Below are 26496 nucleotides of genomic sequence, written 5' to 3'. Positions count from 1 at the left end.
GACAAAACTGACTTCGGAAGCATTCGCTGCTAATCCAATATCTTGATCATACGTATACTTTCAGTGCTTAAGCTTAGCGCTTGGTCTCTCTCTCGTAAGAATGCATCGGATGAAAGCAATAACAGCTTTCTCTCCCGGTCAAGGTCGAGTAACACATCGGTTAGTGGATACCCACCGTCCCACTCTCCACTTTGCAGTTGGATGCGAAAATACTGCTCGCCGAGCCGACCCACAACTGAAGTCTTCTGCTTCGTTCTAATCCTAAATGAAGAAAATCCGTATTTTAGATGATGTGCCTCTGCCATTGGGTAATCATCAATAATGTAATTCACTTCTTCATCATCTATATCCGCTCCAGCAGCAATAACATCTGCGCTAGCCGTTAATGAACGATCCAGATCCCTCACATACCAATAAGTACGTCCTTCTTCTACAAAGCCAAGGCGAAGGTACCAAGCATGAGCCTGTTCATTCCATGAGAACACATCCAGTACCAACTTCTTAATATCGTCCCTCTTGGCTAATTTCTCTCCATACGCCATGAGCATTCCGCCAATACCGTCCTTGCGAAACGCCGCATCCACGTTTAAATTATTCAGAACCAATATTTGTTCCATTCTTCGCCATTCTGCGAATCCAATGAGCACTTCTCCAAGATAGGCTCCAATCAACAACGTGGCCGAATGACCTCCACACTTACAAGCCGCTTGTAGATATGCTGGATAACCCGTACAAGCAAATATCGTTTGATTGTACACATGCTCCGGTAAATTGCTCTTCAAGAGCCGGCATGCATGATGTATATCGTCTTCATGCAGCGGTCTAAACTGCACACTCATGCCTGGCCCTCCTTTTTATTCAGCCTATACTCATCCAGAGGCAGGCTATGCCGACCTGGATTGGCTACAACATCATCTTGGCGAATCACCTTCAAGACGGTCTTGCATAATATCAGCGCATCAAGTCTGAAACTTAAACTCTCGACATAGGTGACATCATACGAAAGCCGGTCTTTCCACGACGAAGTATTGCGTCCTGAAACCTGTGCTAATCCCGTAATTCCTGGTCTTACTGAGAAACGCAACCTCTCCTGTTCGGAATAGTATGGGCTATAACGCATGAGTAAGGGTCTTGGACCAATCAGACTCATTTCTCCCTTCACAACATTCACCAATTGTGGTAGTTCATCCAGACTTAGCTTCCGGATGATTCCGCCAAATTTGATATATCGTCGCTCATCTGGTAACGGCTGACCCTGCGTGTCATACAGTTCAGCCATGGTCCGAAATTTGTAGATAAAGAAGGGTTTCTCTCCCCGCCCTGGTCGTTGCTGCTTGAACAAGATTGGGCTTCCAAGCTTCATTCGAATCAACAACGCCACCACAGCCATGACTGGACTAAATATACACAACATAACGATCGCTCCCACAAGATCGAAGCCTCGTTTCATATGGCGATACATGTTAGTACTCCTCCCGCCTTTCTCTTAATCCGTAAAAAGACGTTCCTTCAGTGAGTTCACCTGTTTTAAATCAGCACTCCAGTAGTACACCTTAGTTCTGACTAGCGGATCAGAACCAAAACTGTTGTTGCCTGGAATCTGCTCGTACTTAAAGTCCTCGGAAGTTATTCCCTTGAATAACCAAGCTAAGCTGAGCAAATCACTGTCACTGAAGCTTGTATCGATAATGTCTTTCTTTTCATGGAGCAATAATCCCGCCAGATCCGGAAGATGCTCAGGGCTCAACAGCTTATTGGCCACAGCTCTAACGATATTGAATTGCTCCTCTTGACGACTAAAGTCACCGTTCGGAGTAGAGTAACGCGCCCTAGCAAGGTAGAGAGCATGCACACCATCCAAATGCTGTTCGCCTTTTTTGATGGTAATCTCTGGGGTTATTATGACATCCTGATCGATTACCATGTCGATCCCACCGATTGAATCGATGAAATCACGAACTCCAGAGAAATTCGTCTTGATGTAATGATGAATGGGAATATTCATAAAGTCGCTCACCGCTTGAATGAGCGTCAACGTTCCTTGCTCATTCCCACCTTTGGACTCACCAACAATATGAGCATGATTAATTTTGGTGTATCCAACATTTTGTACATACACCCTTGTATCGCGCGGTACAGAGACGATGTTCACCTTCCGCTGTTCCGGCATTACATGCACAACCATGATCGTGTCTGCACGCGAGATTTCCCCACCCCACGTATCTGTTCCAATTAATACAACATTAAAGGATGAAGTTTTTTTATCGGTTGCTTCTGGCGATGCTGCTGGTTCAGTCGATGGTAGTACCACGCCATCCGAATTTGCTGGACTTTTCGTAGTCCCATCCGACTGCGTCTTCCCCACAGGTACTGCAGAAATTTTAGAGTTAGGTATCGTTAATGGATTAAGGGCAGCCTTTTGAAATCGCTGCTCAGCATTTAATACCCCTCTAATCCAAATGCCACCAATTACAATCACAATCAGAAAACCAATCAGGGCGAATCTTCCAATTCGCCGCATGACTATTTGCTTTCTTGTGAATTTCTTGTCACTCTTGCCACGCAAACGCAATTTCTTGTTCCATCTACTCATAAACGACTTCATCACTTAGATCCCCGCATGAACTTCGGATTTGATCCGTTCAAGCTCATGAATAGCCACCTGTGGTTCTTCCTGAAAGCCCGAATAGCTTGGAATAAGCTGCTTTAATAATTTCTTAATCTGATAACTGCTTGGCACAAATTCGTACCGTTTGCACAAATTCTCCAGCACACCAAGGACCAAATTCAATTCGGATCTGGAAACACTTTGAGGCCGACTGATCATGATGCGATAGTTATTGGTGACCATCAATCCTTCCTCTTCTGTCAGGAGTTCCTCAAATAATTTCTCTCCAGGACGAATGCCCGTGACCACGATAGGGATATCTTTATCGGGTTCTAAGCCCGACAGACGTATTAAATCTCTTGCTAGATCGTATATCCGAACCGGCTTACCCATATCAAGCACGAACACCTCGCCACCTTGTGCCAGTACGCTCGCCTGGATAACCAATTGCACTGCTTCCGGGATCGTCATGAAATACCGCACCATATCCATATGGGTAACCGTAACCGGGCCACCACTCTCGATCTGTCTTTTGAATAACGGAATAACACTCCCCCGACTACCGAGAACATTACCGAAACGGACAGCAGCAAAAACCGTCTTGCTAGATGAATTCTGATCATTAATAATCATTTCTGCCGCTCGCTTCGTAGCTCCCATGACACTTGTTGGATTAACCGCTTTGTCCGAAGAGATCAGAATGAACCGCTTAGCACCATATTTGGCACTCGCTTCCGCAACATTCCTTGTTCCGATAACGTTGTTCTTTACCGCCTCCACCGGATTCATCTCCATAAGGGGCACATGTTTATGCGCAGCGGCGTGATACACAATCGTAGGTCGGAAATTCTGAAAAACACTATCGATCCGCGACACATCCTGAATATCAGCTATGATCGGTTGAATCTTCTGATCGGGATATAATTGGCGTAGCTCTTGTTCAATCAGGTAAATGCTGTTCTCACCATGACCAAGCAGCAACATTTCCTTCGGACGATACGCAGCTAGCTGACGGCACAGTTCTGAGCCAATGGAGCCTCCTGCACCCGTGATGAGAATACACTCACTCCCTAAATTCTCACGAATCTCTTCAGTATTAATCTCAACAGGAGTTCTACCCAGCAAATCATTTACGGACACTTCACGAATTCGATTGACTGCCATTTTCCCGTCCAAAATTTCTGTCATACTAGGCATTAGCTTAATCTGTGCTTTTGTTGATTTGCAGATCTCAATAATCTCCATTAAGTCGTTATGTGGCGCTGTCGGGAGGGCAATAATAATGAACGCAATGTCCAGCTGTTTCACGGCCTCGGGAATGAAATTTCGGTTACCCACAATCGGCAGCCCCATTACTTCCAGCTTTTGTTTGGATGCATCATCATCAATGAAAGCGACCGGATGCATAAATTTGAACCTTGAATGCTTGATATCTTTCGTAACGAGGATTCCTGCTTTACCAGCCCCAACGATTAGAAGATTACCTTCGAAGGCATCCTTCACACCCGTTGTCTCAAATCCATCATTTAGAAGACGTTTAACCATTCGTAATCCAACTATGCCCAGAAACACATAACCCGCTGCAAAATAGATAGAAATCGGTAGTCGATAGGAAGGAATTACTGCATGGGTGGATAGGTTGACAGCAATCACTCCAACGAGGGTTAATACACTCACTTTTAGAAGCTGCAGTAACTCTCTCATTCCGGTGTATCGCCAGATATTGTTATACACTTTGAATCCAAATGAGAAGGCCGCATACACCGCAATGTGAATCAATATTGCCCACGGAAGCATCCACACGTACATCTCAGGGATTTGAAAATCAAACCGAAGTAAAAACACAAGCCACACTGAAGCCGCAATAATCCCTGCATCCAACATGACCAAACGGACGATCCGCATTTTCATCACTTCTTTCTCCCTAATTAACTAAAAATTCATTTACTCGCCTTTTAAGTGAGAGTGAATATTCAATCCCCCGATAGGCTGGCATGCATTTCAGACGGAACCCGCTTTCTTTCCTCCTTGTTTAGCGCTTCTATATAGATCGAGTCCATTTCACGGAGCACCGCAGGCAACCCGTAACGAATGATCCTCTCCTTGTTTGCTTCTCCCATTGCCGTAGTTAATTCTGGATCATCACGTAATTGAGTAAAAGCCTTAGCGGTAGCGGTAATATCACCAACAGGAACCAACATGCCTGTTGACTCATGTTCGATCAAATCATGAATCCCCCGAATATGCGTACCTATAACGGGTTTTCCTACTGCCATCGCCTCCATAATCGCCCGAGGTAGCCCCTCGCGATAAGACACAAGTGCAGCAACATCACATGCTCTGAGTAGATCCGGAATATCTCTACGGTACCCAAGCATATGCACCCGATCGCTGACACCCAGCCGATTAGCAAGTTCCAATAGAGTCTGCTCGAACGGTCCTGTACCCGCAAAAGCCAGATGGATGTTGCCTGCTTGAGACCCCAACTGACCCAGCGCTTCGATCAACTGCTTCTGGTTCTTGTTGGCGTTCAATTCAGCAACGCATAGGATGACGAAGGGAGGTTCATCATGCTCACGCTTCGGCAGATCAAACAGTTGGCGTCGCCTATCTGCCTTCTCCGACGCAGTTTCAGGCTGATCCTGTTCACTGCCGTAAACCTGGAGATCAAGTCCTACACCACTCACATAAGTCACCTTTTTCCGTATAGAAAATTTCTGGGCGCGTTCATAATCTTCTCTATTTATGGTGATTAGCACATCTGTCCAGCGGGCCATTAACCTCTCGAGCGGATAATATAGCATCCAGTTCAGAAAAGGAGCTCCCTTGAAAAAATGAAAACCATGCGCTGTATACAATGTGCAAGGTACACCTGCTTTATGGGCCGCAATCCGTCCGAGAATCGAAGCGACTGGCGTATGTACATGGATGAACTGGAACCCCTCCTCCTTGAAGCTTTCCGTTAATATCCCTAGCGCTGCCCAGTTCTGCATCTGTAAAGGGCTACGCTGAATGGGCACATCATGACACACGATCCCCTTCTCTTCTAACCGTAATCTCGCTTCCCCGGGCTGCGCGTAAGCATGCACTTCACAACCTTTTTGCTGCAATAACGCCATGTAAGGTAGATGAAAACTCTCAAAATGCCCAAAAATGGAGGCTACAAAAGCAACTCTTACCGGCCCACAGTCTTCAGCAGGTATGCTCCCTAACCTCTTGTTATTGCGCTTGTTGCGCTTGTTCTGTTTGTTGTCGTAGGTTACGACCCGTTGACTTTTCAGTGCCCTTGGTTCGATATCGCTTCACTCCTTTCCATCCCGTATTCGTTAATCGGATGCAAGCTGCATTCATAGCCATCATGAACCACCAATACCGCTGAAATAAGGCTTCAATACCCATCGAAAGTCCAATCATCGCTGCGTGAGACAGCAATAATGCCATAATGATCGGTCTGTTCACCCTATCTGCCGCGCGATAAGAACGTATCCCAACGATGAAGAACCAGATCATGAATCCGCCGTACACAATCAAGCCCAACAAGCCAAATTCTGTCATAAACCAGATCGGAGTATTATGGATAATAATCCGCAGTTCATAGTTATAGCTACCGAGTCCAATCCCTAATAATGGACTTTGAGCGATCCACTCCACAGCCTTCCCAATGATGTCTAGACGCGACTGAATCTGCGAGGGTCTGCTGGCCATATTCCCAAGCACATCCAGATAAGCTGTACCTTTATACAACAGCAATGCTCCAAACGCGACGCTAAACCCCATGCCGATCTTGAGAAGTCGAGAAGGATTAGTCAGCAGTAATGTAAGCAGAACAAGGAACAAACCTATCCATGACGAACGCGAAAAAGTCATTATTATGCCCCCGGCTAAGGTGATCGTCGCTAGCGTACTCACCCATCCCCTTAGCAGCTTCACCCCGTCTCCACTCGTCATGATATGAATGGCAAAAGCCGTAACTAGTAATCCGCCGTATGCATTCGGATCAATTAGCATCCCGGAGAGGCGACCGTCTTGCACCATAAACGGAACCTTCACTCCACTAAAAAAATCGAACAAAGCGACGCCATTGAAGATCAGCACACTGATCAAAAAAGCTCGTAGCATTTTATATAACCGATCCCAGCTGTCTACAGCCTGAACAAGCATGATGTAAGTCAGCAGTAGGAGTACAAACCCAAAATCTTTTTGCAATAGAGCGTATTGCGTAATGAATCCATTGCGCCATATGGATACAAATGAAGCGAGGACGAAAATAAACAACATCCCCCAATGCCATGAACTGAACTGCCTCGGGTCCAATTTGAGGTGTAAACCTGCTGCAAACAAACCAAGCATTAAGAAAAGGTCAGAGGGTGCGATTCGAAATGCGCCACCGAAATCAATTTGAGCCGGAAGGCAGATGATGTAACCCATAACCGCAAACAGAAATAAATTACGCATGGTGTAGGGTTTCCCTACAACGAGTACAGATGTCATACAAGCCCCTACTTTCCTATGAGAAATTGCCTCTATGCGGCCAATTCCCGTTGTACCTGTTTCCTTGCCTGACGGATTACCAAGAAAAGTACAATCACACTACCTATCATCTGAACGAATAAGGCCAAGCTAGCCCCCACCGCAGCACCTATCACCCCGAAAATAGGCACGAATATTAGACAAGAAAGCCCATTAGTGATCACGGAACACAGAAACAAGGGAATCTGCGCTTTGTACTTCCCGGTAGCCGTTATGGCATACCACAGGTAAGACGTTACAAATACCAATAGGGTAGAAACGAGTAACCAATGAAATAAACCTATCTCAGTAGCCACATCTGGACTGAATAGAAGAGTTAGTAGCTGATGACCAAAGATCCACCCGATCAAACAAGCGATCGCACTAATTCCTATACCCATTGCAATCATTCGACTGAGTAAAGAGATGAACTCCTTATGTCGTCCGCTAGCGTGCCAACGGGCAAGACGTGGTGTTATCGCTTCACCGAGTGCAGTCACAACAACATTGCAGGCAACGATCATGTATGAGAGCGTAGCGTATATGCCTAAGTCATGTTCTCCTTTAAAATATGAAATCGCGTATAGTGGGATATTTGTATTTAGTGACATCAACGCCAGCACCACGCCAAGGGGTGAGCTTATGAGCAGCAAGCCCCATAATCGTCTTTTGTTAAAAAGTGGCCTGAGCGACGTATGCACTCTCGCTTTGCGAGCATCATATCCAATGGTTATTGCTAACCATCCGATAATCATGACTAATAACGCTAGAATGAGACTCTGAGTAGGGATAAATACGAGGGCGAAGACAAGTATGGAGAACAATCCTTTAGCAGCTCTCGAGAAAGAGATTTGATCTAGCCTTTCCTGCTTCTGAACGATACCCAATAAAATATCGCTGACCGACTCAACAATTCTATACAATCCTATGAAAAATATGACTAAAGCTGTATTCCAATCAGCACCACTAAGGATGCAACAACCTGCTGTAACCGTGAATGCAACTGCGGTTGTCACGAGTCGAAGGCCAAAAAAATCTCCAAAAAGATATTTTCCAGATGTATCAACGATCAAGACCGAACGCAGATGCAGATGCGACAGCATGAAGATGGGAGCAGTCACCGCAAGCCCTAACGAATATTGCCCAACGATTTCGGATGAGCCAAATTTATTAAGCAAAATTACAATCACGAATTGAGCGCCTGCGTATGTGATATTTCCGAATAAATAACGAAGAGAAGCAAGTGTCATAATGCGTTAGACCAACCCTGAAGTTGAGGCCCAATCGGCAAAATCTTCACCGCGAATCTTGTAACGTTTGCTACTTTTTCGATAATTCAAAACCGCCCCCAAAATATGTGCTCCTTGCTGCTCAAGAATCTGTTTTGCAGAGTTGGTATGCTTCAAGAGCACTTTCCCGGATTTTACGACTAACAGTACCCCCTCGGTCATCTTTGCCAAGATAAGGGCATCCGAAAAAGGCATTAACACCGAAGAAGAGTCGATGACAATCGTATCAAATCTCTCACTAAGCTCTGCAAATAACCTTTTCATTCCTGTTGATCCTAGTAAGTCAGCTGGATTGGGGGAGATCGGACCCGATGTCATTACAGAAAGTCCTTCTGATCCCTCAATAGGGAAAATACAATCATCCACACGGGTTTGATCCACTAGGATACTACTTAATCCGATCCAATTGGGTAGATCAAATGCCTTATGCACCGTTGGTGTACGCAAATCCCCATCGATCAGCAGCACAGTTCTTCCCGTTTCTGCCATCGCTATGGCCAAGTTCATCGCCACTGTTGATTTACCTTCATTCGGAAGTGAGCTTGTAACTAATAAAGATCGAATTTCTCCACCAACTCGGGTATAACGAATATTAGATCGTATCGTTCGGAATTGGTCACCATTAGATGATTTCGGTTGTTCCAGGCAATACAATCTTGGCGTTTTCTTCTTCATGTCTACTGGCTCCTTCTACTGAATTGGATTTCGTCTTCTCCCGCCGTTTCCGCGGCTTCAATTTTCCCACCGTTCCCAGAAGAGGAAGCTGCAAATCCAACTGAATATTCTTGGCGCTTTTCACAGGTTTCTCCGCCAATTCCCGTAGAATGGAAAATGCGATCCCAGCAATCAATGCAAGTCCGAAAGCAACGACCATATTGAATACTGGCTTGGGTGAGATCGCCTCGAAAGGAACCTTGGCTCGGTCAAGAAGCACAACATTCTCTACCCCCATAATCGCTTGGATGTTCTCATTAAAGGCCTCACCAAAGCCATTCGCGATATTCGTTGCCCGCTGAGCATTAGAATCCGATACAATTACCGTCGTCACGAGTGACTCGCTACTTGTTCTTGTTTTCACTTTTTCTAATAGTTTTTCAGGGGTCATGTTTAATTGCAGTCTTCTAACGACCTCTTCAGCGATTCTACTGCTTCGGATAATTTCTCCGTAAGTGGTTACTAGTTTTTGCCCAGCCATAATGTCATTGATTGCTTTCTGTTGCCTATCCCCTTGAATAAGAATAGAAGCCGTCGCCTCGTATTTCGGTTTCAAGACATAGTAGCTAACGAAGCTAGCAATTCCGACCGCAACAATACATAATACAATGATGAACAGCAGCCTACGTTTCACTAGTTTCAAAATGCTGCCTAGTTCGAATTCCATCGTTCATTTCTCCTAACCGTTAATGTATTTTCCTCTTCTTCAACAAGTGTTTTATTGTATAGTTATATTCTCGTTAGCCCAATATATGTCCAAAAAAAGTTGGGAATTTATAAGCCTTCTTTTAAAAAAAACCACCCGACTCCCTATTAAATCCCAACAAAAATAGGCCGTTTACTAGTAGGATTCTACTGGTAGACAGCCTTATATATTCACTTTTTACTACAACCTAATAATACGTCGTGCTAGTTGGCGCGCTTATGTAGCATTTTTTTGATAACCTTTCTATAATCCAATTATATGGTTTATCTTCGTATTGAATCTTAATGAAATCTTAACGGATAAATGAGATTTATTATGCATTCAAATCCGCCATTGCTGGAATATGAATTTCTTTGACACAGGAAGCGCTAGAGAGGTTAACGATACATTTCACAATGGAGACAATGTCCTGAACAGGAATTCTTGTGCCGCTATATTCTGCAATCGCTTTTTCTGCGCCATCCTCATAAGGAATTTCTGCTGCCAGCTCACCCGGATTTACACAAGTTACTGCAATGCCATCCTTACGAACATGCTCACGTAATGCATGTGTAATACCACGCAGACCGAACTTGGAAGCTACAAATGATACCTGGGCGTTATTGGTATGATCCAGTCCTGCTGTGGAGCCAATTAGAATAATTTTTCCTGCTTCCGATTTACGAAGATTAGGTAATACAGCCTGTATGCAGGTAATTGTTGAAGTTATATTCACATTAATAATGTTGGCAATGTCACTCGTCTCATCCTTGTCAAAAGTATAGTGATCCTCAAAACCTTCTTTCTCCCAAATACCCACGTTATAAACTAAAACATCAATCTTCTCCGTTTGAATTCCCTTTGATAAGACTTGTGCGGCATCTGGCAGCGATAGATCTACAGCAATCCATACCCGCTGTATGCCATCATTAAGATCCAGACTGCCCGGTCTGCTTCTGGAGACAATCCACACTCGATCACCATACTCAGGTAAACCTTTCACAAATGCATCTCCCAAACCTTTACTTGCCCCCAAAATTAGATAGTTTCTCATACTGTCGCCCTTTCTATATGCATCATTCTATTTTTATATCATAGTACCATCGAAGGACATGAAGAAGTAGGGTTAAAATTCGAAGTTAGGCAATTAACTTTTGAAAAAAGCCGCTATCATGGAGTAATCCATAGATAACGGCTCTTTATTTTACATCATCGAAGCAAAATATTGACCAATTAATGTCGCGTACGGAGCATACGTCCTACAAAATAAAGCATTTGTTTACGTGTGAAAAAACGTGACAGTTGAGCTGAAATATAGTTTGTAAATCCTGGGACAGCAAATACTTTTCTAGCTTGAAGCGACCGAAGAGCGACTTGAACCACATTTTCTGGAGTATCTCGTTTCCCTACTGAAGCTTCATCGGCTCCCACAACATTAAAAAATTCTGTTTCCGTAGACCCCGGACATAACGCAAGAAATTGTACTCCCCGTTTCCGATTTTCCTCCCATAGTGCTTGTGTAAATGATAATACAAAAGCTTTTGTCGCTCCATATACAGCCATATTAGGGAGAGGTTGAAATGCTGCTGTTGATGCAACGTTTATAATCACTCCGCTTTTTCTTCTTAACATCTCTGGCAAAAATAAATGGGTCAGATCTACTACCGCCAAAACATTTAGCATCACCTCTTCATGTTGTCTTGGACCAGACAGTTGTTCAAAAAGCCCATACGTAGCAAAACCTGCATTATTAATAAGAATATCAACGTTCAGACCACGTTCCATACATTGTTGATAGAGCCTGCTAGGAGAACCTTCTTGCGATAAATCAGCAACGATAACCTCCGCTTGAATATGAAATTCTCTTTGTAATTTTTCCGCTAAAGCAATCAATTTATCTTCGGAACGGGCGACTAATATCAAATGACTTCCTTTGGCTGCAAGATCATGAGCAAACGCTTCACCTATCCCTGAAGAAGCCCCTGTAATCAACGTCCATTTATTTTGAATTGTAATCATTGCTATCATCTCTCCCTTTAATGACCATCTAGAAACAGTGTTTCAATATGAATCATTGTATCCAAGTGAGGTTGCGTTGTCAAATAAAATTCTACATTTAATTATTGGCTATTTCTCTTCTACATCAGTAAAATAAGGTTTAGAAATAACGGCTATTTGAAAAATAGCTAAAGTAAAGTTCTAAGGAAGTGAAACTACATGCAAAAATCGTCCAAAATATCTTCTATAGATGCTCAATCCGTTACAACCTACCCAAAAGCAAAACTACAGCATGCAGAAATATTAAGACTGAATATTATCGAAGCCGCTGCGGCCATTATGCATGAATCCGGACCTGAAGGTGTAACCATTCGCAAGGTTGCTGAAAAAATGGAATGTCCCACAAAAATCATTTATAACTTGTTTGGAAACAAGGAAGGTTTAGCGAAGGAGCTTTTTCTGCAAGGGTGTAAATTGTTGGCCGCTGCCTTTCAAGCGGTTCCAAAACAAGACAATCTAAATTTATATCTTCGCGATCTTGGACAAGCTTATTGGGATTTCTCACGGAATCATACCAGCTATTATATGGTTATGTTCGGAGGGGCTTTTAGCGAATTCAAACCGGAGGAGGAAAGTTTACATGCTATCTTTACGGCACTACAACAAGTGATAGCCCTTATTACAGAAGCCATCGAACAAGGGTTTATTAACGAGAAAGACCCCCTCCTTGTTGTAAACCTGGTGTGGGCGTCATTGCATGGCGTCATTCATCTGCATTTGGGGGGACATATTCAAAATGAAGAAACTGCTAAAACATTGTATGATAGATCGTTATCCAATTTAATTCATACATTCTTTAGAAGCGATAATTAAAAAAAGAGGATTTTTGCGGCTAATACAAAAAAAACGGCATTTCTGCCGTTTTTTCATTTCATATTTATGTCCGACGCATATAAGCACGTACCGTAATAGGTGCAAATATTGCGACGATGACAGCTGCTCCGATCAAAGAGATAGTGAAATCCCAACCTACGGTTCCAAAGTTAGTAAGTTGTCGTACGGCAGAAACGAGATGTGAGATTGGATTGACTTTAACAAACCATTGTAACCAGTTAGGCAGCGTATCGACAGGCACGAAGGCATTAGATAGAAACGTAAGTGGGAACAACACAATCATTGATATCCCCTGCACACTAGAAGCAGTCCGTGCAATCACACCGAAGAAAGCGAAAATCCAGCTAATCGACCAAGCACAAACAATAACAAGAAGCGCAGCGAATGCGACATGTTCCAGACCACCATCAGGACGGTAACCCATTATGTAGCCCATGGTAAATGTAAGAACAGTAGCAATCGTGTATCTAATCGTGTCCGCCAACAAAGCCCCCGCTAACGGAGCTATACGAGCAATTGGCAGGGACTTGAATCGGTCGAACACGCCTTTATCCATGTCCTCACGTAATTGGACGCCAGTAACGATGGAGGTAGTGATTACAGTCTGCACAAGAATACCGGGGATAATAACAGGCAAATAACTTACCACGTCACCAGATATAGCCCCTCCAAAGATATAGGTAAACATCAGCGTGAAAATAATTGGCTGAAGTGTAACGTCGAACAATTGCTCAGGGGTACGTCGAATTTTCAGTATCCCACGATAAGCCATCGTTAACGAGTTGCGCACAGATTGCCGAAAACTCGTATGGTTTTTCAATGGGCGGTTAACACCCGAATTTATTGTAGTGGTTCTCATACTCTTGCTGCCTCCTTAACATTTGACTCTTGGGACGCTGTTGACGTTTCATCTGTAGCACCATGACCTGTAATCGTTAGGAATACTTCATCAAGCGTCGGTTTCTGTACACTCATCTCAGCCAAGTGAATCCCTTCCTCACGAAGCGCAATAAGTAGGTCTGTAACTAAATCAGCGTCCGCCATCGGTGCCGTTATTTTCCCAGTTTCGTACGATACCACGGACTGAATTTTAAGCACATGTTCCACACGCTGACGGGCTTGTTCAATATCTTTTAGATGCTGAACCTTCAGGTGTAGCGATGTGGTACCCACAGACGCTTTCAAATCATCCGCCGTTCCCTCTGCAACGACTTGCCCACGATCGATAACTGCGATCCGATCAGCCAGTTGATCTGCTTCTTCAAGGTACTGTGTAGTCAGAAGAACTGTTGATCCCGTATTCACCAATCGACGAATGGTATCCCACATCTGTGAACGAGTGCGAGGATCAAGCCCTGTAGTGGGTTCATCCAGGAAAATTAAAGGTGGTTGTGCAATAAGGCTAGCTGCCAAATCCAGACGGCGACGCATACCGCCAGAGAAATTTCGAAGAGGCCGTTTAGCCGCCTCAGTCAGACCAAACTCTTCCAGTAATTCTGTTGCTTTTTTCCGCGACTCTGCGCGCCCAAGCCCTAATAGCCGAGAGAAGATAATAAGATTCTCTGTAGCACTTAATGACTCATCGACTGAGGCATATTGTCCTGTCACACCAATTAATTGCCTAACAATCTGCGACTCCTTCACCACATCATGCCCGAAGATTCGCCCAGTACCTGCATCGGGACGAAGTAAGGTTGCCAGCATCCGAATGACGGTAGTCTTTCCTGCCCCATTCGGACCAAGTACGCCATAGATCGTACCTGCTTTCACGTTCAAATTCACGCCATCCACCGCGCGATTGTCACCAAAGGTTTTGACCAGTCCACGCGCCTCGACGGCCCACTCATGATCGTCTGGTGAAATGATCTTGTTCTGTACATGCACCATTGTAATTCCTCCAACGTTTCAGATTATATTGTGATGATAAACGCCATTTATAAACTGAATTTAAACGAAGGTTTATACTGAGTTAAACTTATCCATTTAATTATTTTCTATGAAAACAAACAAAAAACCACGTTCAATGAACATGGCTAATCCAACTCATTATAATTGCTGACTGACTAAATAATAATACAGACCTTTTGCCTGAAAAAGTTCTTCATGGGTTCCGCTTTCCACAATTACGCCTTGATCTAGCACAATGCTACGATCCGCATGCTTAACTGTACTTAATCGATGCTCGATGATTAACGTGGTTCTATTTTTAATAATAAGATCCATATTATTCTGAATTTTCCGTTCTGACTCCGTATCTAATGCGCTCGTTGCTTCATCAAACACCAATATCGGAGGATTACCAAAGCAGCGCTCGTGCAATCGCGATTCGTTGAGCTTGCCCACCAGATAATCTAATTCCACTTTCACCGATCATCGTATCATAACGAAGTGGAAGTTCTTTAATTCGTCTAAGGTTCGTCCAAAGAATACTGACGTGCAAAAGTATAAAAATCCCCGCCTTCTTCTATACGATACATTAATTCCCGAATCGGCCCATATTCCGTCATGATAATCTGTGAAATTACGGCGGTGTCGAAGGATATTCGCTGCTCGTAGTAATACTTTTCTACTTGATCTCTGCATACGATATCCATCAGCTTGGATTCAATTAGCTTCTCACGAATGCATTCACCTAAATCATCAAGTGTCATTCGGTTGCGCTGAAGCCATTCCGTAGCTGCCGCTACATGTAAAAGACCCTGAGGTGATTGTAATCAGTGCTTAAATTCATGAGATAAAACTAACCATTAAAGATTGTTCTTCCATTTTTGATAGCACTTGGTGACGTAGTTTTCAATTGATCTCTATTCCCACCTAATCCACCAGAGACTTCCTTCATCTCTGCATCACTAAGAGGTTTGACTTCTTCCTGTAATTCTTCCAGACGCAGCTGGTTGAGTGTCTTCTTGATTAACTTTTTCTGACATTCAATCCACTCCCAATAATTACCTTTTAGGATAAAGGGAATTCAGAGGTTTAACAAGCAACTATAGTTGTGTTGCGTCATTAATACAAGTAACAGGAAGCCCACCATTCGTATGATATGTATTTTTGCACAATGCACCAAAAAAACCGAGAAGCGCGATCTCACGCCTCTCGGTTTATCATTCATTGTTATGATCTGCTTCAACATATTCTTTAAGCGCAAACAGTTTATTAGCCCAGTATTGTTCAAAAAAGGTAAGCCAATCTTGAAGCTCCAGTAGAGGCTCTGGCTGAAGCTTGTACCTAGTCTCCCGACCGACTTTCTGACTGCTAACAAGCTGTGCATCGGACAATACTTGTAAATGCTTATTAACAGCGGTTCGGCTGATCGGGTAGCAGTCCGAGATGGATGCTATGGACATTTCCTTATTAGCAAGCAGCTTTAGCAGACTGCGGCGGGTAGGATCTGCTATCGCTTGAAATACATCATGTCCAGATTCAGCGACTGGCATCTTAAGCCTCGATATAAGCAGGAAGTTTTTCTTGGACGATTTTCTCCCAGCCGCCGTTCATAAAGCCACGAACGATTGGATGCGGTTGACCAAATTCAGTTACCTTTTCAGGGTCCCATCCAGAATGAATCACGGTGAACTCCGTTTTCCCATTAATCTCTTTCAATTCAAAAGCAAGATGCCAATCCTTCCCCCAATTAAAACCGACACGATTCGGTTCATCAATCTCTGTAACTTTACATGGGGAATCCCCGAATTGTCCAGCATGTAGAATGAACTCATGACCTACCACTGGCTCGAATGTACTTGGCATCCACCAGGCAGCTATTCCTTTAGCAGTGGAAACAGCTTTCCATACTTTTTCAATTGGCGCATTGAGTGTAATTGTTTGACGAATATCTTGTAGTGGTCCTTGAGTTTGCATAAATTTCCTCCAAAATTCATTTTAATGTAACACCTTCTGGTTTCATTTTTATTATAACACCATTTGGTGTTATGTCAATTTGCAGAAACCTTAAGGGAATAGCGGAGGAAAGCCTTAACTAGATCCAAGTATCATTGGCTGCTGTTAATTCGGACTCAGTACCGCCAGTGTTTACTACGCTTCTAGGCTCCACCAACATGATATGGCATTCCTTTTCGGCGGAAGGCTTCATCTCGACTCCCTTTGGGAGAATAAACATCTCACCCTTGGAGATTTTAACCTGACCATCACGGAAATCAATGGTCATCTCCCCTTCGAGCGTGAAAAATACCTTATCGGTATCTTGATGAACATGCCATTCAAAATCCCCAGTGATCTTAATAAGTTTAAATTGATAGTCATTCATTTCACCAATGACTTTCGGAGACCAAAGGTCGTTAAATTTAGATAACTTATCGTTCAGATTAATAGCTTGATAATGGATAGTAATCACTCCTTATTTTCCTCAACTTATTAGCGCTTAAGCAAGGCTGATAATATATTTTGTAAAGCGTAATCAATAGCTAATGGTCCACCAGTAATAGCGGAATTATCCATTAAATAGACATTGTCTTTCTTTACGGCATTCATAGCATTCCACACATTACTTTGTTTTAAGTTATTCATTAATTCCTCCTTTTTTGTAATGTCACCTATAAGGAAAATATGGTCTGCTTGAACAGTTGATATTCCTTCAAACGAAGTAAATTCATTATTATTACCTGCATATGTATCATCCGGTGTAAGCCCCAGTCCCTTTTTTTTATCAAAAGCAAGTTTATAGACCGGATTCCCTTCACCTAGAACATTAAAAGTTTTTCCATCCCAAGACAATATAAGCGATACTGTCTCTCTTTCCATCGACTTTAATGTTTCACGCCCAGTTGTAATATCTTTCATCATTTTATCAATTACTTTTTCCGCTTCGTCTTCTTTGCCAATAATCATGGCTACTGTACGGAGTCCATATTGCCAATCTTCATAGATGTCCTTGTATTTTAATGTAATGACTGGTGCAATTTTATCTAGTGAATCATACACTGCTTCATGATGCTCTGTTGCTAAAATAAAATCAGAATTAATAGATAGAATTTTCTCAATGCTAGGAGACACTTTATCTCCTAGTTCTTCAGCTGAATCCAGCTTTTCTTTTAAATAAGATAAAGAAGATAGATACTCTTTTTCTGTAGATGCAACAGGTGGCTCTCCTAATGCAACTAATATTTCAGGATAAAAATACCATAACGAGGCTATTTTTTCTGGTTTTTTCTCGATAACAATTTCTTTACCTAAGGCATCCTTAAATGTTCTTGGCCAATCAGCTGCATCTACATTAACTGCTGTTGAAGATACGCCTTCTTTAGTTGATTCTTTATTTTCAGCAGGTGTTTCAGTACAACCCGCTAGTATACCTGCTAATAATAGTATTGCGACTAGCAGTCCTCTAATCTTTTTCATACGAAATTCCTCCAACATAATGGTTTCTTTGCTTAACCATTATTATAGTAGAGTACTTTTTAGATAAGAATGGATGCAGGTTGAATTCACCATGGATTATTGATGAACTTCTCTCGATATTCGGTAGGTGAAATGCCACATTGTTTTTTGAACACTCTACTAAAATAAAAGGGGTCAGCCATTCCAACGGTTTGCGCAATTTGTTGTACAGGCGCATCACTTGTAAATAGCATTTCTTGCGCTATATTTATACGATATTTTAATAAATATTCTGCTGGTCCCATACCGGCATGTGTTCTAAATACGTAAGAAAGTCGATTTCGATTAACGTTATTTTGTTCTGCAAGCGAAGCTATTGTAAAACTTTGATAATAGTTTTGATGAATATAATTAGATACCCGCTCGAATAAAGTATGTGATTCACAGCTATCTTCCCTATTAATAACGCATAATAAGGCCTCATTCAGCACTTCGCGAAACAGCATTTCAGTCTGAAACATCGAAATGCCTCCACGCTGATTATACACATGCCAAAGACGCATAATTAATTCAATAAGACGAGGAGATTGACCTGTTAATAATTCAAAATGCTGATGAGAAAAGCTTGACTCTTTTAGTTCTGAGTTACATATCCGATATTGAACAAGAATATATTCCCAATTGGTTCTACCTAACATTTTTTGATCTAGTTTCATTTTTGCACCCCCATGCACAGCTTTTCCAGGCGAAAAGATATAAGGCGTGCCATTAAATTTAAATTTAATCTTTCCTGTAAGTGGAAACACAAATCCAGGAAAAGAATCTGTATAGTCAGCGTACGGCACACCTGGATTTTCAGCATATCGATATACTCCTTCTACTTGGAAAGGAGTGTGTGCAAAATGCTCTGCTAATTGATTAACATCTATTTTCACCATGCATACCTCATTTCAATAGTAGTCTCTTCTATGGATAATCATCAACAAAACTCAATCATAGTGCACCAGCTCAGAGGCATTGGCGTCGGTAAGTTGAGCATAAGGATTCACGCCTGTTTACACATTAATAATAATGATTATCATTGTCAATCAATATTGATAATAAAAATGTCGCAACTGGTTAATGCTCAAGCCATCAGGTATCCATAAAAAAAACGCTTGGAATCCCAAGCGTGTCAGTTTGTAAGCCAATTTAAAAGTCAATCCAATGCTCTAAACCTCAAAAGGTTTGGATCGCAATTTGAATAACATACTTATCCGGATCCCCTACAGCTAAATAACTAAGCAATTCATACTCATAAGCGTTTCCGGTTATGTGTAAATCATTTTCAGCAATATAAGACTTTAGCTTCTCATAGGACGCAGGTAAGGTTTCATAAGATCCCTTGTGATTCATGATCAAATATTTACCCTTTGGCTTTATATAAAGTAATTCACCGTTATGCTTTTCATTGATTTTATTACAATAATAATCCGGGTCATAGTCGCCTTCTTCCAAACTGCTTTTACAAATAATCGAACCTATCGGAAAGTCATATTCAAGATGATGCTCATCGCAATAATCGAAGATTCGATATACTTTTCGTACATGATCCTTCTCACCCTTCTCCTTCGAGAGTCTAACCGCAATAAAATACTCTTCATCACATTCCTCGATCCAGGGTTCTCCACAATCAACGTAGAGCGCACGATTCGTATTATCTATAGCCCCTTGTAAAAGCCTCTGCATTCGCTCTAACTTTTTTTGTTCGTCAACCAACTGCAGCTGTTTTTGCTTAAGCATGGATAAAAAATGCAATGTGTTTTGATCTTGTATATATTCTTTGATCTCATTCAACGGCGTTCCTGTCCCTTTTAGTACGGCAATAATATCGAAGGTATAAAACTGCTTATAGGAATAATAACGATATCCGTTTTCCTTCACGATCTCTGGTTTTAATATACCAATGTCATCATAATGGAATAACGTATGCTTCGTTACCCCACATACCTTTGCGAACTCACTCGTCGTAAAGTATTGATCATAATCAATAGACATTCAAATCACTCCTCTTGACTATCGGGTTACCCTATACCTCAAAGTACAATAACGGAACACCATTACCTTGTCAAGGTAACGTTATTAGCTACTATCATCTTAGGAGGATTACCTATGTTTTCATCAAATCTATCTAAATTTCAACGCTGGATCGTGCTGGCGATTGTGTCCAGCGCACTCTTTATGATCGTCATCGACATGACCGTACTTTATTCGGTTCTACCACGACTTACGCATGATCTTGCTGCTTCTGCATCGGAAAAACTATGGATCGTAAATATTTATCCACTTGTAATGGCAGGATTATTACTCGGTCTTGGCACACTAGGCGATCGTCTTGGGCATAAAAAACTCTTCGTTATGGGACTTACTATCTTTGGGTTGGCTTCATTAATCGCTGCCTACGCGCCGACACCTCTCGTTCTTATTGCTGCGCGTACCCTACTAGCTATTGGTGCAGCCATGATGATGCCCGCAACACTCTCCATTATTCGAACTACCTTTTCGGATGAGCGTGAGCGTTCACTAGCCGTAGGTATTTGGGCATCTGTCTCCTCTGTAGGAGCAGGAATGGGTCCACTCGTTGGTGGTTTTTTACTGGAACATTTCTGGTGGGGATCGGTGTTCCTCATCAATATTCCTATAGTTATTCTTGCACTGATCTTGGCCATCTTACTAATCCCAAATCTTAATGGGAATAAGCACAAGAAATGGGATTTCATTGGTTCTGTTCAAATTATGATTGGTCTGGTTGCCCTTGTTTATGCAGTTAAGGAGATCAGCAGACGTGAAGGTTCAATTTCCATCGCTGTGTTATCTGCCGTGATTGGTGTCGTAGCTATGATCATATTTATGCGCCATCAACGTAAGAGCCAGAATCCATTAATAGATTTTGCACTATTTAGAGACTCCCACTTTTCTGCAGGAGTGGCTACAGCTCTATTGTCTTGTTTCGCACTTATTGGAATGGAATTGATCGTGACTCAACGGCTCCAGCTTGTTCTTGGATATACACCGTTGGAAGCAGGCTTATACGTTGTATTCACTTCGATAGCGTCCTTCATCTCAGGGATACTCATCGGACTAGTGTTGCATCGAGTGGATAAAGTAAAAGTACAGTGGGTCTGTCTGTTAGTGTCAGGTATAGGAATGGGCACCCTTCTACTCTTCCATGACGGAAATATATTGTTACAATTCGCAGCCTTAATGATTCTGGGTGCAGGTCTTGGGGGAGCCATGACTGCCGCCTCAAATTCAATCATGCTAAATGTCCCCGTCGAAAAAGCTGGCATGGCCGCATCTATAGAGGAAGTATCGTTCGAACTCGGCAGCGCCCTAAGTATTACACTTCTGGGCAGTCTTTCGTCATTCATCTATACAGCATCATTAGTTCTCCCTGATGAACTAACAGTCCCGCCGATCGTTCGCGACAGCCTTGACGAGGCTCTTCTAGCCGCAGAAAATATGCCTACTGCTGCTGGATCCGCGCTCGTTGAAGCCGCACAATCAGCTTTTGATAAGTCGTTTATGGTTGTCCTTGCCACTGCCACAATCCTTCTTTTAGCTTCTGCGTTTATTATCCGTGCTGTGTCAAAACGTAAATCCTCAATCCTAGAACACTAATATTAGAAAGGATGAAGCTACTGCTTCACCAAACAAGGGTGTCTCAACAGCTATGCGATAGCTGCTGGGACACCCTCGTTTATACCAAGCCTATATTATGTTCCTTTTCGTTTCCTTGATGAATACTTCCTCACCCACACTGCCAATTCTAACCTGTGCGTATACACAAGGATCACAAAACTTCCAAACCATACCCAAAAGATAGGAGCAGACCAATTACTAATGTACAAAAAAACGGAAAGAAGCAGCATTCCGCTAACTACTTGCACACCATCCGATACAGGTGAATTTCCTCTGCTTTTGAACCAACTGCTGAGCATTTTCAGCACTGCTAAAATGACTGCTAGCGCTAAAGAAGCTTTGAATCCTGTCAATGCACTCCATACCCCAAAGGTTACGGCAATTGCCTTCCCACCTTTTCCTTTAAGAAAGGGAGAGAAGGCATGACCCGCAATTGGAGCTAAGGCTAACGGAATAATGAAATACCCCTGACTATAATGACTTCCCATTACCCATAGAAGAGGTAGATACCCTTTTAAAAAATCCAATATAATCCCCAAGATGCCGAATTTATAGCCTGACGACTTCCATAGATTCAAAGCCCCTGGATTACCGTCGCCAATGTTTTTCAGGTTCTTTTTACGCGCTAGACCAAGCCAATAGGAAAACATAAGAGATCCCGACAAAAATAAACCCGCGACCCACAATATGATCATTAGTCCCTATGGCCTCCCACCTGGATATGCCTTCCTTTCCAGCTTACATGCCTCAGAAAAACAACCTGATAAATCGAATACAGCATGATCAAGATAAAGAAAACAGTTGCTACCACGTGAAATACAGGAATAACGATGCCAAATACACCTACATATTTTATAAAATAAAAGAGCTGGAACATATAAAGGAGATAACCGATCAATAAAGGCATAAACCATGAAGTATTCGCAAAAATAAACACGGTTTCTGAGATGATGAGTCCGATCACCCAAAGCGCGATTGGAATAATTGTTCGCGGACTTATCGTTGAAGTGCTTAAGACAGCCCCTTTACTGAACCCTTCAATTTCACTTTTGATTCCCTTCGGATACATGCGAAACGATACTAAGCCATACCCGATATAATTGGTGATCGGAACACCTGCCGCAATAAATTTTTCTCCTAAAGACAAATCATCCAGCACTTCAGATCTAATGCTTTGATGGCCATTAACTTTTTCATAATCCTGCCTTAATGCTAGAATACACGAGCCGTACAGCCCTTTTTTCGCGTTGTTCCTTTCAAAGATCGAGGTGAACGTGAAGATCCCCAGCATATTCATGATTAGGGCGAGCTTCTCAAACAGCTTTTCTGTATGATGAAAAGGAACTACCGAAATGACGCCTTTCGATAGCTCCCTTGCTTTTAATAATGAAGCCAAGGCGTTAGGCTTTAATCGGATATCCGCATCCAAAAAAGCAAAAATATCGCCCGAGGCCTGTAAATATCCATTCCATACTGCCCAGCTCTTACCCGTCCACCCCTCAGGGAGACTGCTGTTCACAATAACCTTAACCCCATAGCTTTCGGCAATTTCTTTGGTCCGATCCTCTGAGAAGTCATCCACCACAATAATTTCATAGGGTGTAAGGGTCTGAGACTGAAGTGAATCGAGCAGATAATGCAAATTATATTCTTCATTCCTTGCAGGAATGATAATGGACAATTTCTCCGGTCCTTGATTAGGCTCGTGATAAGTGCTCAAAGTATTTTTTCTGAACAAAATAAAACCGGAGAGACATCCAACGCCTATAACCATTAACAACCACATTACGGTTCCCCCCCTTCTACATCTATATATATGAGGGGTTAGTCCGTAATATATTCATTTCAAATTTAACCTACATTTACTTTAGCTGAGTATTTATTAAGCTTTTCTGTACATAAAAGCATGACGATAGCGAAAAAAACGATCATCGCAGGAAAAATACCCAACGTAAAATTCGAGGCCAGTAAACCGATAAATGGCGGTACCAGCGTGGTACCGGTATAAGCTGTTGCCATCTGAAAGCCCATAATTGACTGAGCATGCTTCTTCCCGAATCGTACAGGGGTTTCATGTAGCATACATGGGAAAATAGGGGCTAAACCCAGACCGATAATCATAAACCCTACCAGCGAAACTATCGTTGGAAGCGGTAATACTAAGAGCACTGTACCGATTAAAGCAATGAGCTGGCCATATCGTATTAGCTGTTTATTACTCATTCTAAACGTAATGAAGCCCGTCACCATTCTGCCGAAGGTAATCCCTAGATAAAATACCGATACCCATGTCGCTGCAGTGGATGCAGGGATGTCTTTGATATTTACTAGAAAGCTGCTCCCCCATAACCCCATACTCGTTTCGATGGCAGAATAAAATAAGAAGGTTAACATCGCAAGCTTAACCCCTCTTAGTTTCCAAGGTTTTGTGTTCTCAGCAGCTTGCTCTAGCTCCGGATGATTGAGCTCATGTTCGCTATCAGCGTTCAGGTTGCTATTGTTTCCAGCCACTCTATCCCATAAAGGCAGCGTAACGAAGAGAATTACAACTAAGCTCAATTGAATATAAGCAACCGTAAGATAACCTTCTCGCCAAAGACCTTCACCAGAGATAAAAGAACCCATAATAATCGGACCCAGCGTCGCGCCCACTCCCCAGAAACAATGTAACCAACTCATATGATGGGCTTTATAGTGCGTAGCAACATAACTGTTTAATCCAGCATCTACAGATCCCGCACCTAAACCGAGTGGAATCGCAGCAACAATTAGCCATACTAACGAAGGTGACCATGCAAAACCAAATAAAGCTACAGCCGTCATAATACAGCTTACAAGGGTCACTTTCCCCGTACCAAAACGTTTAAGGATTGTACCACTCATCAAACTGGAGACAATTGTGCCTACTGCAATAACCATCGAAAGGATACCAGCAGTACCTAATGAGGCATTTAGATCTAATCTCATTACCGGCCATGCGGATCCAAGCAATGAATCTGGCAGTCCTAAACTAATAAATGCTAAATAAATAATAATAAGAAAAAAAGTAGCCATCGTTATCTCCTTAAGGGTTCTAATCTATTTGTTGTGAAACTAATAAACCTAATCCAAGACTTTGTAATCCATTCAGATAATCACGCTTCAAGTCACTTACCGCTAATTCCGGAAGATGTTCCTTAGGAACGTATGTAGCAGTTCGATCGGCGATTTGATTAAGCATAGCTGGAGCTAATTCATCCTCACAAAAAATAATATAATGCGGATTCAAAATAGAGGTCATAGTAGCCACTAACCGACTAATCGCATCTACTTTATGATCCGGCTGCATGCTTGATCCACCCTGATCTCCAGTTAATGCTTCTATGAAATTTCTATTGTCATACTGGGGCATGTATTGAACTTCCCCTGAAAAAAACGTCTTTCCCCGAACAATTTCACCATTAACGGCTATCCCAGCTCCCGGTCCGTTTTTCCCTAAATACAGATACATCAGAGAAATATTCTCCTTCAAATTTCTTTGCGCCATATAACCGATTACAGCGGCATTCATATCATTTTCCACGATTGTCGGGATAGAGAGCTGATCTTCTATACATCTTTTCAAATCTAGATTCTGATATTTCGCATAACCTGGGATCAGAAAAATCTTCCCCTGTTTCACCGCGCCTGGAACACCAATCGCTACAGATTGAATCTTAGGATTAGCCTTTTTTTCACCTTCGATAAGCGAGACCAGTGTACTAACGTCTTCCTCAAGAATACTAGGTAAATTCCCTTCTTTTACAACATTTCCAATGCAATTATAGATCGTATAGTTTGTTTCATTTTTTTCCAAAAAAATAGCCATCCCTAATCGGTAATTCGGATTATAGGCGTATCTTATTGCCCTTCTTCCGCCACTAGACTCATCAAGGCCAATGATCGTTACTTCCCCAGTCTCTTCCATCTGCATTAGAAATTTACTGATCGTTGGAAAACTGTATTGTAATCTTTGACTTAACTCCGCCTTCGTAGCCCTTCCTAATTCTAATAATGCTGTTCGAATATTTCGAATAATTTCAGATTTGAGTTGCTGTGAAGGAAGTCTTTTATCACTTGCCATGGCTCTCCCACCTATAGTCATACTGACTTATTAAATGCATTTAATAAGTCAGTATGACTATAGCAGGAATACTTCTTAACGACAACATAATTTTTGGATGCGGCCCCTTCTGAAGCTCCAACATGAATAAAGGGGCATGAAGCCCCCCTAATTATCAACAAATTCAAAGCCTTTGCAGGATTCGTTCCCATCTTCCAGGATGGCTTTCATCCAAGTACACAGGCTGAAATCCTAATTTCAAATAAATGCGGATGGCGGGCAGTCTGAAATCATCAGTTTCTAAACATGCCGCCGTTCCCCCTGAATCTCTTATTTTGTGCAAGACAGCTAGACTCACAGCATAGCCGAGACCTTTACCAGAATATTCTGGAAGCACTCCAACCATGTGCAAGTACCAGTTCTTATTGTCCTCACTACCCGACTCCCAGGCCGTAGCAGTAGCTACAGGTTGATCCCCGCGGCAAATGAACAACAAGCGATCCGAATACAAGGGTACATGATCACTGATTTTATGAGCAAATTTAACTTCCCTTGTAAAAGAATGGCGTATAAGCTCTTCCCAGTTCCGTTCATCATCCGGCTCGAAATGACGAATTAGATACCCGGTAGGACAGAGAAAAACAGGCAAGTCAGACAGTATTTCTTTTTTCATCACAAGTTTGGAAAGGGCCTGATCCAC

28 protein-coding genes are annotated in these 26496 nt (G+C 42.4%); 2 read left to right on the top strand and 26 right to left on the bottom strand.

Annotation, left to right across the window (positions count from 1 at the left end):
• Positions 1–29: 29 nt before the first annotated feature.
• From ACQKMP_RS14365 to ACQKMP_RS14315, 11 genes are all read right to left on the bottom strand, one after another.
• A complete protein-coding gene (locus tag ACQKMP_RS14365) occupies positions 30–839 on the bottom strand; it encodes a GNAT family N-acetyltransferase (RefSeq protein ID WP_042189084.1) in 810 nt (269 codons plus the stop codon).
• Complete coding sequence (locus ACQKMP_RS14360) at positions 836–1462, bottom strand: sugar transferase (protein WP_156113132.1); 627 nt, start codon at positions 1460–1462, stop codon at positions 836–838. Before ACQKMP_RS14360 ends, ACQKMP_RS14365 begins: the two co-directional genes overlap by 4 nt.
• A gap of 24 nt (positions 1463–1486) precedes the next feature.
• Positions 1487–2605, bottom strand: a complete 1119-nt coding sequence (locus ACQKMP_RS14355; protein ID WP_427469598.1) for an LCP family protein — start codon at positions 2603–2605, stop codon at positions 1487–1489.
• A gap of 3 nt (positions 2606–2608) precedes the next feature.
• On the bottom strand, positions 2609–4519 hold the full coding sequence (locus ACQKMP_RS14350) for a polysaccharide biosynthesis protein (RefSeq protein WP_427469597.1): 1911 nt from the start codon (positions 4517–4519) through the stop codon (positions 2609–2611).
• A gap of 62 nt (positions 4520–4581) precedes the next feature.
• Positions 4582–5763, bottom strand: coding sequence for a glycosyltransferase family 4 protein (locus ACQKMP_RS14345; RefSeq protein WP_427469765.1), 1182 nt, complete (start codon positions 5761–5763; stop codon positions 4582–4584).
• Positions 5764–5827: 64 nt separating this feature from the next.
• Positions 5828–7099 (bottom strand): O-antigen ligase family protein, encoded by a 1272-nt coding sequence (locus tag ACQKMP_RS14340; RefSeq protein WP_427469596.1) that lies wholly within the window; start codon positions 7097–7099, stop codon positions 5828–5830.
• Between the two features lie 32 nt (positions 7100–7131).
• Positions 7132–8367 (bottom strand): oligosaccharide flippase family protein, encoded by a 1236-nt coding sequence (locus ACQKMP_RS14335; protein ID WP_427469595.1) that lies wholly within the window; start codon positions 8365–8367, stop codon positions 7132–7134.
• Positions 8368–8373: 6 nt separating this feature from the next.
• A complete protein-coding gene (locus ACQKMP_RS14330) occupies positions 8374–9081 on the bottom strand; it encodes a CpsD/CapB family tyrosine-protein kinase (RefSeq protein ID WP_042189094.1) in 708 nt (235 codons plus the stop codon).
• The gene (locus ACQKMP_RS14325; RefSeq protein WP_042189097.1) at positions 9029–9787 is read right to left on the bottom strand and encodes a YveK family protein; all 759 of its coding nucleotides are present in this window, start codon (positions 9785–9787) and stop codon (positions 9029–9031) included. The genes ACQKMP_RS14330 and ACQKMP_RS14325 overlap by 53 nt, the downstream gene beginning before the upstream one ends.
• 352 nt (positions 9788–10139) lie before the next feature.
• Positions 10140–10859 (bottom strand): SDR family NAD(P)-dependent oxidoreductase, encoded by a 720-nt coding sequence (locus ACQKMP_RS14320; RefSeq protein WP_427469594.1) that lies wholly within the window; start codon positions 10857–10859, stop codon positions 10140–10142.
• Positions 10860–11038: 179 nt separating this feature from the next.
• The gene (locus ACQKMP_RS14315; RefSeq protein ID WP_379423902.1) at positions 11039–11824 is read right to left on the bottom strand and encodes an SDR family NAD(P)-dependent oxidoreductase; all 786 of its coding nucleotides are present in this window, start codon (positions 11822–11824) and stop codon (positions 11039–11041) included.
• A gap of 198 nt (positions 11825–12022) precedes the next feature.
• Between ACQKMP_RS14315 and ACQKMP_RS14310 the strand changes: the two genes are divergently transcribed.
• Positions 12023–12676: a TetR/AcrR family transcriptional regulator gene (locus tag ACQKMP_RS14310; RefSeq protein WP_427469593.1), complete on the top strand. Its 654-nt coding sequence runs from the start codon at positions 12023–12025 to the stop codon at positions 12674–12676.
• A 64-nt stretch (positions 12677–12740) separates the two neighbouring features.
• On the opposite strand, the gene ACQKMP_RS14305 is transcribed toward ACQKMP_RS14310, so the two are convergent.
• The 10 genes from ACQKMP_RS14305 to ACQKMP_RS14260 form a co-directional block, all read right to left on the bottom strand.
• A complete protein-coding gene (locus ACQKMP_RS14305) occupies positions 12741–13556 on the bottom strand; it encodes an ABC transporter permease (protein WP_042128598.1) in 816 nt (271 codons plus the stop codon).
• The gene (locus ACQKMP_RS14300) at positions 13553–14584 is read right to left on the bottom strand and encodes a daunorubicin resistance protein DrrA family ABC transporter ATP-binding protein (RefSeq protein WP_042189107.1); all 1032 of its coding nucleotides are present in this window, start codon (positions 14582–14584) and stop codon (positions 13553–13555) included. The genes ACQKMP_RS14305 and ACQKMP_RS14300 overlap by 4 nt, the downstream gene beginning before the upstream one ends.
• 159 nt (positions 14585–14743) lie before the next feature.
• Positions 14744–15064 (bottom strand): hypothetical protein, encoded by a 321-nt coding sequence (locus ACQKMP_RS14295; protein ID WP_042189109.1) that lies wholly within the window; start codon positions 15062–15064, stop codon positions 14744–14746.
• 41 nt (positions 15065–15105) lie between these two features.
• Complete coding sequence (locus tag ACQKMP_RS14290; protein WP_427469592.1) at positions 15106–15348, bottom strand: hypothetical protein; 243 nt, start codon at positions 15346–15348, stop codon at positions 15106–15108.
• Between the two features lie 453 nt (positions 15349–15801).
• Complete coding sequence (locus ACQKMP_RS14285) at positions 15802–16134, bottom strand: ArsR/SmtB family transcription factor (RefSeq protein WP_042128608.1); 333 nt, start codon at positions 16132–16134, stop codon at positions 15802–15804.
• A 1-nt stretch (position 16135) separates the two neighbouring features.
• Positions 16136–16558 (bottom strand): SRPBCC family protein, encoded by a 423-nt coding sequence (locus ACQKMP_RS14280; RefSeq protein ID WP_427469591.1) that lies wholly within the window; start codon positions 16556–16558, stop codon positions 16136–16138.
• 118 nt (positions 16559–16676) lie between these two features.
• A complete protein-coding gene (locus ACQKMP_RS14275; RefSeq protein WP_042194089.1) occupies positions 16677–17042 on the bottom strand; it encodes a cupin domain-containing protein in 366 nt (121 codons plus the stop codon).
• A 29-nt stretch (positions 17043–17071) separates the two neighbouring features.
• Positions 17072–18055 carry an ABC transporter substrate-binding protein gene (locus tag ACQKMP_RS14270; RefSeq protein WP_427469590.1) on the bottom strand — a complete coding sequence of 328 codons (984 nt, stop codon included), beginning with the start codon at positions 18053–18055 and terminating at the stop codon, positions 17072–17074.
• 86 nt (positions 18056–18141) lie between these two features.
• Entirely contained in the window at positions 18142–18969 is an 828-nt protein-coding gene (locus tag ACQKMP_RS14265; protein ID WP_427469763.1) for a helix-turn-helix transcriptional regulator, read from the bottom strand.
• 283 nt (positions 18970–19252) lie between these two features.
• The gene (locus tag ACQKMP_RS14260) at positions 19253–20071 is read right to left on the bottom strand and encodes a MerR family transcriptional regulator (RefSeq protein WP_339241865.1); all 819 of its coding nucleotides are present in this window, start codon (positions 20069–20071) and stop codon (positions 19253–19255) included.
• 114 nt (positions 20072–20185) lie between these two features.
• On the opposite strand from ACQKMP_RS14260, the gene ACQKMP_RS14255 reads away from it, so the two are divergent.
• Positions 20186–21694 carry an MFS transporter gene (locus ACQKMP_RS14255; RefSeq protein ID WP_427469589.1) on the top strand — a complete coding sequence of 503 codons (1509 nt, stop codon included), beginning with the start codon at positions 20186–20188 and terminating at the stop codon, positions 21692–21694.
• A 95-nt stretch (positions 21695–21789) separates the two neighbouring features.
• Here the strand turns inward: ACQKMP_RS14255 and ACQKMP_RS14250 are convergent, their stop codons facing one another.
• The 5 genes from ACQKMP_RS14250 to ACQKMP_RS14230 all read right to left on the bottom strand — a co-directional run bounded on the left by ACQKMP_RS14250 (position 21790) and on the right by ACQKMP_RS14230 (position 26496).
• Entirely contained in the window at positions 21790–22410 is a 621-nt protein-coding gene (locus ACQKMP_RS14250; RefSeq protein WP_427469588.1) for a glycerol-3-phosphate acyltransferase, read from the bottom strand.
• Positions 22410–23501 (bottom strand): glycosyltransferase family 2 protein, encoded by a 1092-nt coding sequence (locus ACQKMP_RS14245; protein WP_427469587.1) that lies wholly within the window; start codon positions 23499–23501, stop codon positions 22410–22412. Before ACQKMP_RS14245 ends, ACQKMP_RS14250 begins: the two co-directional genes overlap by 1 nt.
• 65 nt (positions 23502–23566) lie before the next feature.
• On the bottom strand, positions 23567–24769 hold the full coding sequence (locus tag ACQKMP_RS14240; RefSeq protein ID WP_042189135.1) for an MFS transporter: 1203 nt from the start codon (positions 24767–24769) through the stop codon (positions 23567–23569).
• Between the two features lie 19 nt (positions 24770–24788).
• Positions 24789–25817 (bottom strand): ROK family transcriptional regulator, encoded by a 1029-nt coding sequence (locus tag ACQKMP_RS14235; protein WP_379423894.1) that lies wholly within the window; start codon positions 25815–25817, stop codon positions 24789–24791.
• A 163-nt stretch (positions 25818–25980) separates the two neighbouring features.
• Positions 25981–26496 (bottom strand): GNAT family N-acetyltransferase, encoded by a 516-nt coding sequence (locus ACQKMP_RS14230; RefSeq protein WP_427469761.1) that lies wholly within the window; start codon positions 26494–26496, stop codon positions 25981–25983.

Source organism: Paenibacillus sp. NPDC101420, from assembly GCF_050277435.1.
Classification (GTDB): Bacteria; Bacillota; Bacilli; order Paenibacillales; family Paenibacillaceae; genus Paenibacillus_AQ.
Note: the sequence above shows the minus strand (reverse complement) of the source record. Positions and strands in the feature narration are given on the sequence as shown.

Excerpts from the sequence above, each read along its gene's own strand:
- ACQKMP_RS14355 (WP_427469598.1), bottom strand. The coding sequence starts at position 2,605 with ATGAAGTCGTTTATGAGTAGATGGAACAAGAAATTGCGTTTGCGTGGC.
- ACQKMP_RS14285 (WP_042128608.1), bottom strand. The coding sequence starts at position 16,134 with ATGCCAGTCGCTGAATCTGGACATGATGTATTTCAAGCGATAGCAGAT.
- ACQKMP_RS14235 (WP_379423894.1), bottom strand. The coding sequence starts at position 25,817 with ATGGCAAGTGATAAAAGACTTCCTTCACAGCAACTCAAATCTGAAATT.
- ACQKMP_RS14280 (WP_427469591.1), bottom strand. The coding sequence starts at position 16,558 with ATGCAAACTCAAGGACCACTACAAGATATTCGTCAAACAATTACACTC.
- ACQKMP_RS14270 (WP_427469590.1), bottom strand. The coding sequence starts at position 18,055 with ATGAAAAAGATTAGAGGACTGCTAGTCGCAATACTATTATTAGCAGGT.
- ACQKMP_RS14340 (WP_427469596.1), bottom strand. The coding sequence starts at position 7,099 with ATGACATCTGTACTCGTTGTAGGGAAACCCTACACCATGCGTAATTTA.
- ACQKMP_RS14325 (WP_042189097.1), bottom strand. The coding sequence starts at position 9,787 with ATGGAATTCGAACTAGGCAGCATTTTGAAACTAGTGAAACGTAGGCTG.
- ACQKMP_RS14330 (WP_042189094.1), bottom strand. The coding sequence starts at position 9,081 with ATGAAGAAGAAAACGCCAAGATTGTATTGCCTGGAACAACCGAAATCA.
- ACQKMP_RS14245 (WP_427469587.1), bottom strand. The coding sequence starts at position 23,501 with ATGTGGTTGTTAATGGTTATAGGCGTTGGATGTCTCTCCGGTTTTATT.
- ACQKMP_RS14350 (WP_427469597.1), bottom strand. The coding sequence starts at position 4,519 with ATGAAAATGCGGATCGTCCGTTTGGTCATGTTGGATGCAGGGATTATT.
- ACQKMP_RS14255 (WP_427469589.1), top strand. The coding sequence starts at position 20,186 with ATGTTTTCATCAAATCTATCTAAATTTCAACGCTGGATCGTGCTGGCG.
- ACQKMP_RS14300 (WP_042189107.1), bottom strand. The coding sequence starts at position 14,584 with ATGGTGCATGTACAGAACAAGATCATTTCACCAGACGATCATGAGTGG.
- ACQKMP_RS14250 (WP_427469588.1), bottom strand. The coding sequence starts at position 22,410 with ATGATCATATTGTGGGTCGCGGGTTTATTTTTGTCGGGATCTCTTATG.
- ACQKMP_RS14260 (WP_339241865.1), bottom strand. The coding sequence starts at position 20,071 with ATGTCTATTGATTATGATCAATACTTTACGACGAGTGAGTTCGCAAAG.
- ACQKMP_RS14320 (WP_427469594.1), bottom strand. The coding sequence starts at position 10,859 with ATGAGAAACTATCTAATTTTGGGGGCAAGTAAAGGTTTGGGAGATGCA.
- ACQKMP_RS14335 (WP_427469595.1), bottom strand. The coding sequence starts at position 8,367 with ATGACACTTGCTTCTCTTCGTTATTTATTCGGAAATATCACATACGCA.
- ACQKMP_RS14315 (WP_379423902.1), bottom strand. The coding sequence starts at position 11,824 with ATGATTACAATTCAAAATAAATGGACGTTGATTACAGGGGCTTCTTCA.
- ACQKMP_RS14365 (WP_042189084.1), bottom strand. The coding sequence starts at position 839 with ATGAGTGTGCAGTTTAGACCGCTGCATGAAGACGATATACATCATGCA.
- ACQKMP_RS14305 (WP_042128598.1), bottom strand. The coding sequence starts at position 13,556 with ATGAGAACCACTACAATAAATTCGGGTGTTAACCGCCCATTGAAAAAC.
- ACQKMP_RS14240 (WP_042189135.1), bottom strand. The coding sequence starts at position 24,769 with ATGGCTACTTTTTTTCTTATTATTATTTATTTAGCATTTATTAGTTTA.
- ACQKMP_RS14290 (WP_427469592.1), bottom strand. The coding sequence starts at position 15,348 with ATGACACTTGATGATTTAGGTGAATGCATTCGTGAGAAGCTAATTGAA.
- ACQKMP_RS14360 (WP_156113132.1), bottom strand. The coding sequence starts at position 1,462 with ATGTATCGCCATATGAAACGAGGCTTCGATCTTGTGGGAGCGATCGTT.
- ACQKMP_RS14310 (WP_427469593.1), top strand. The coding sequence starts at position 12,023 with ATGCAAAAATCGTCCAAAATATCTTCTATAGATGCTCAATCCGTTACA.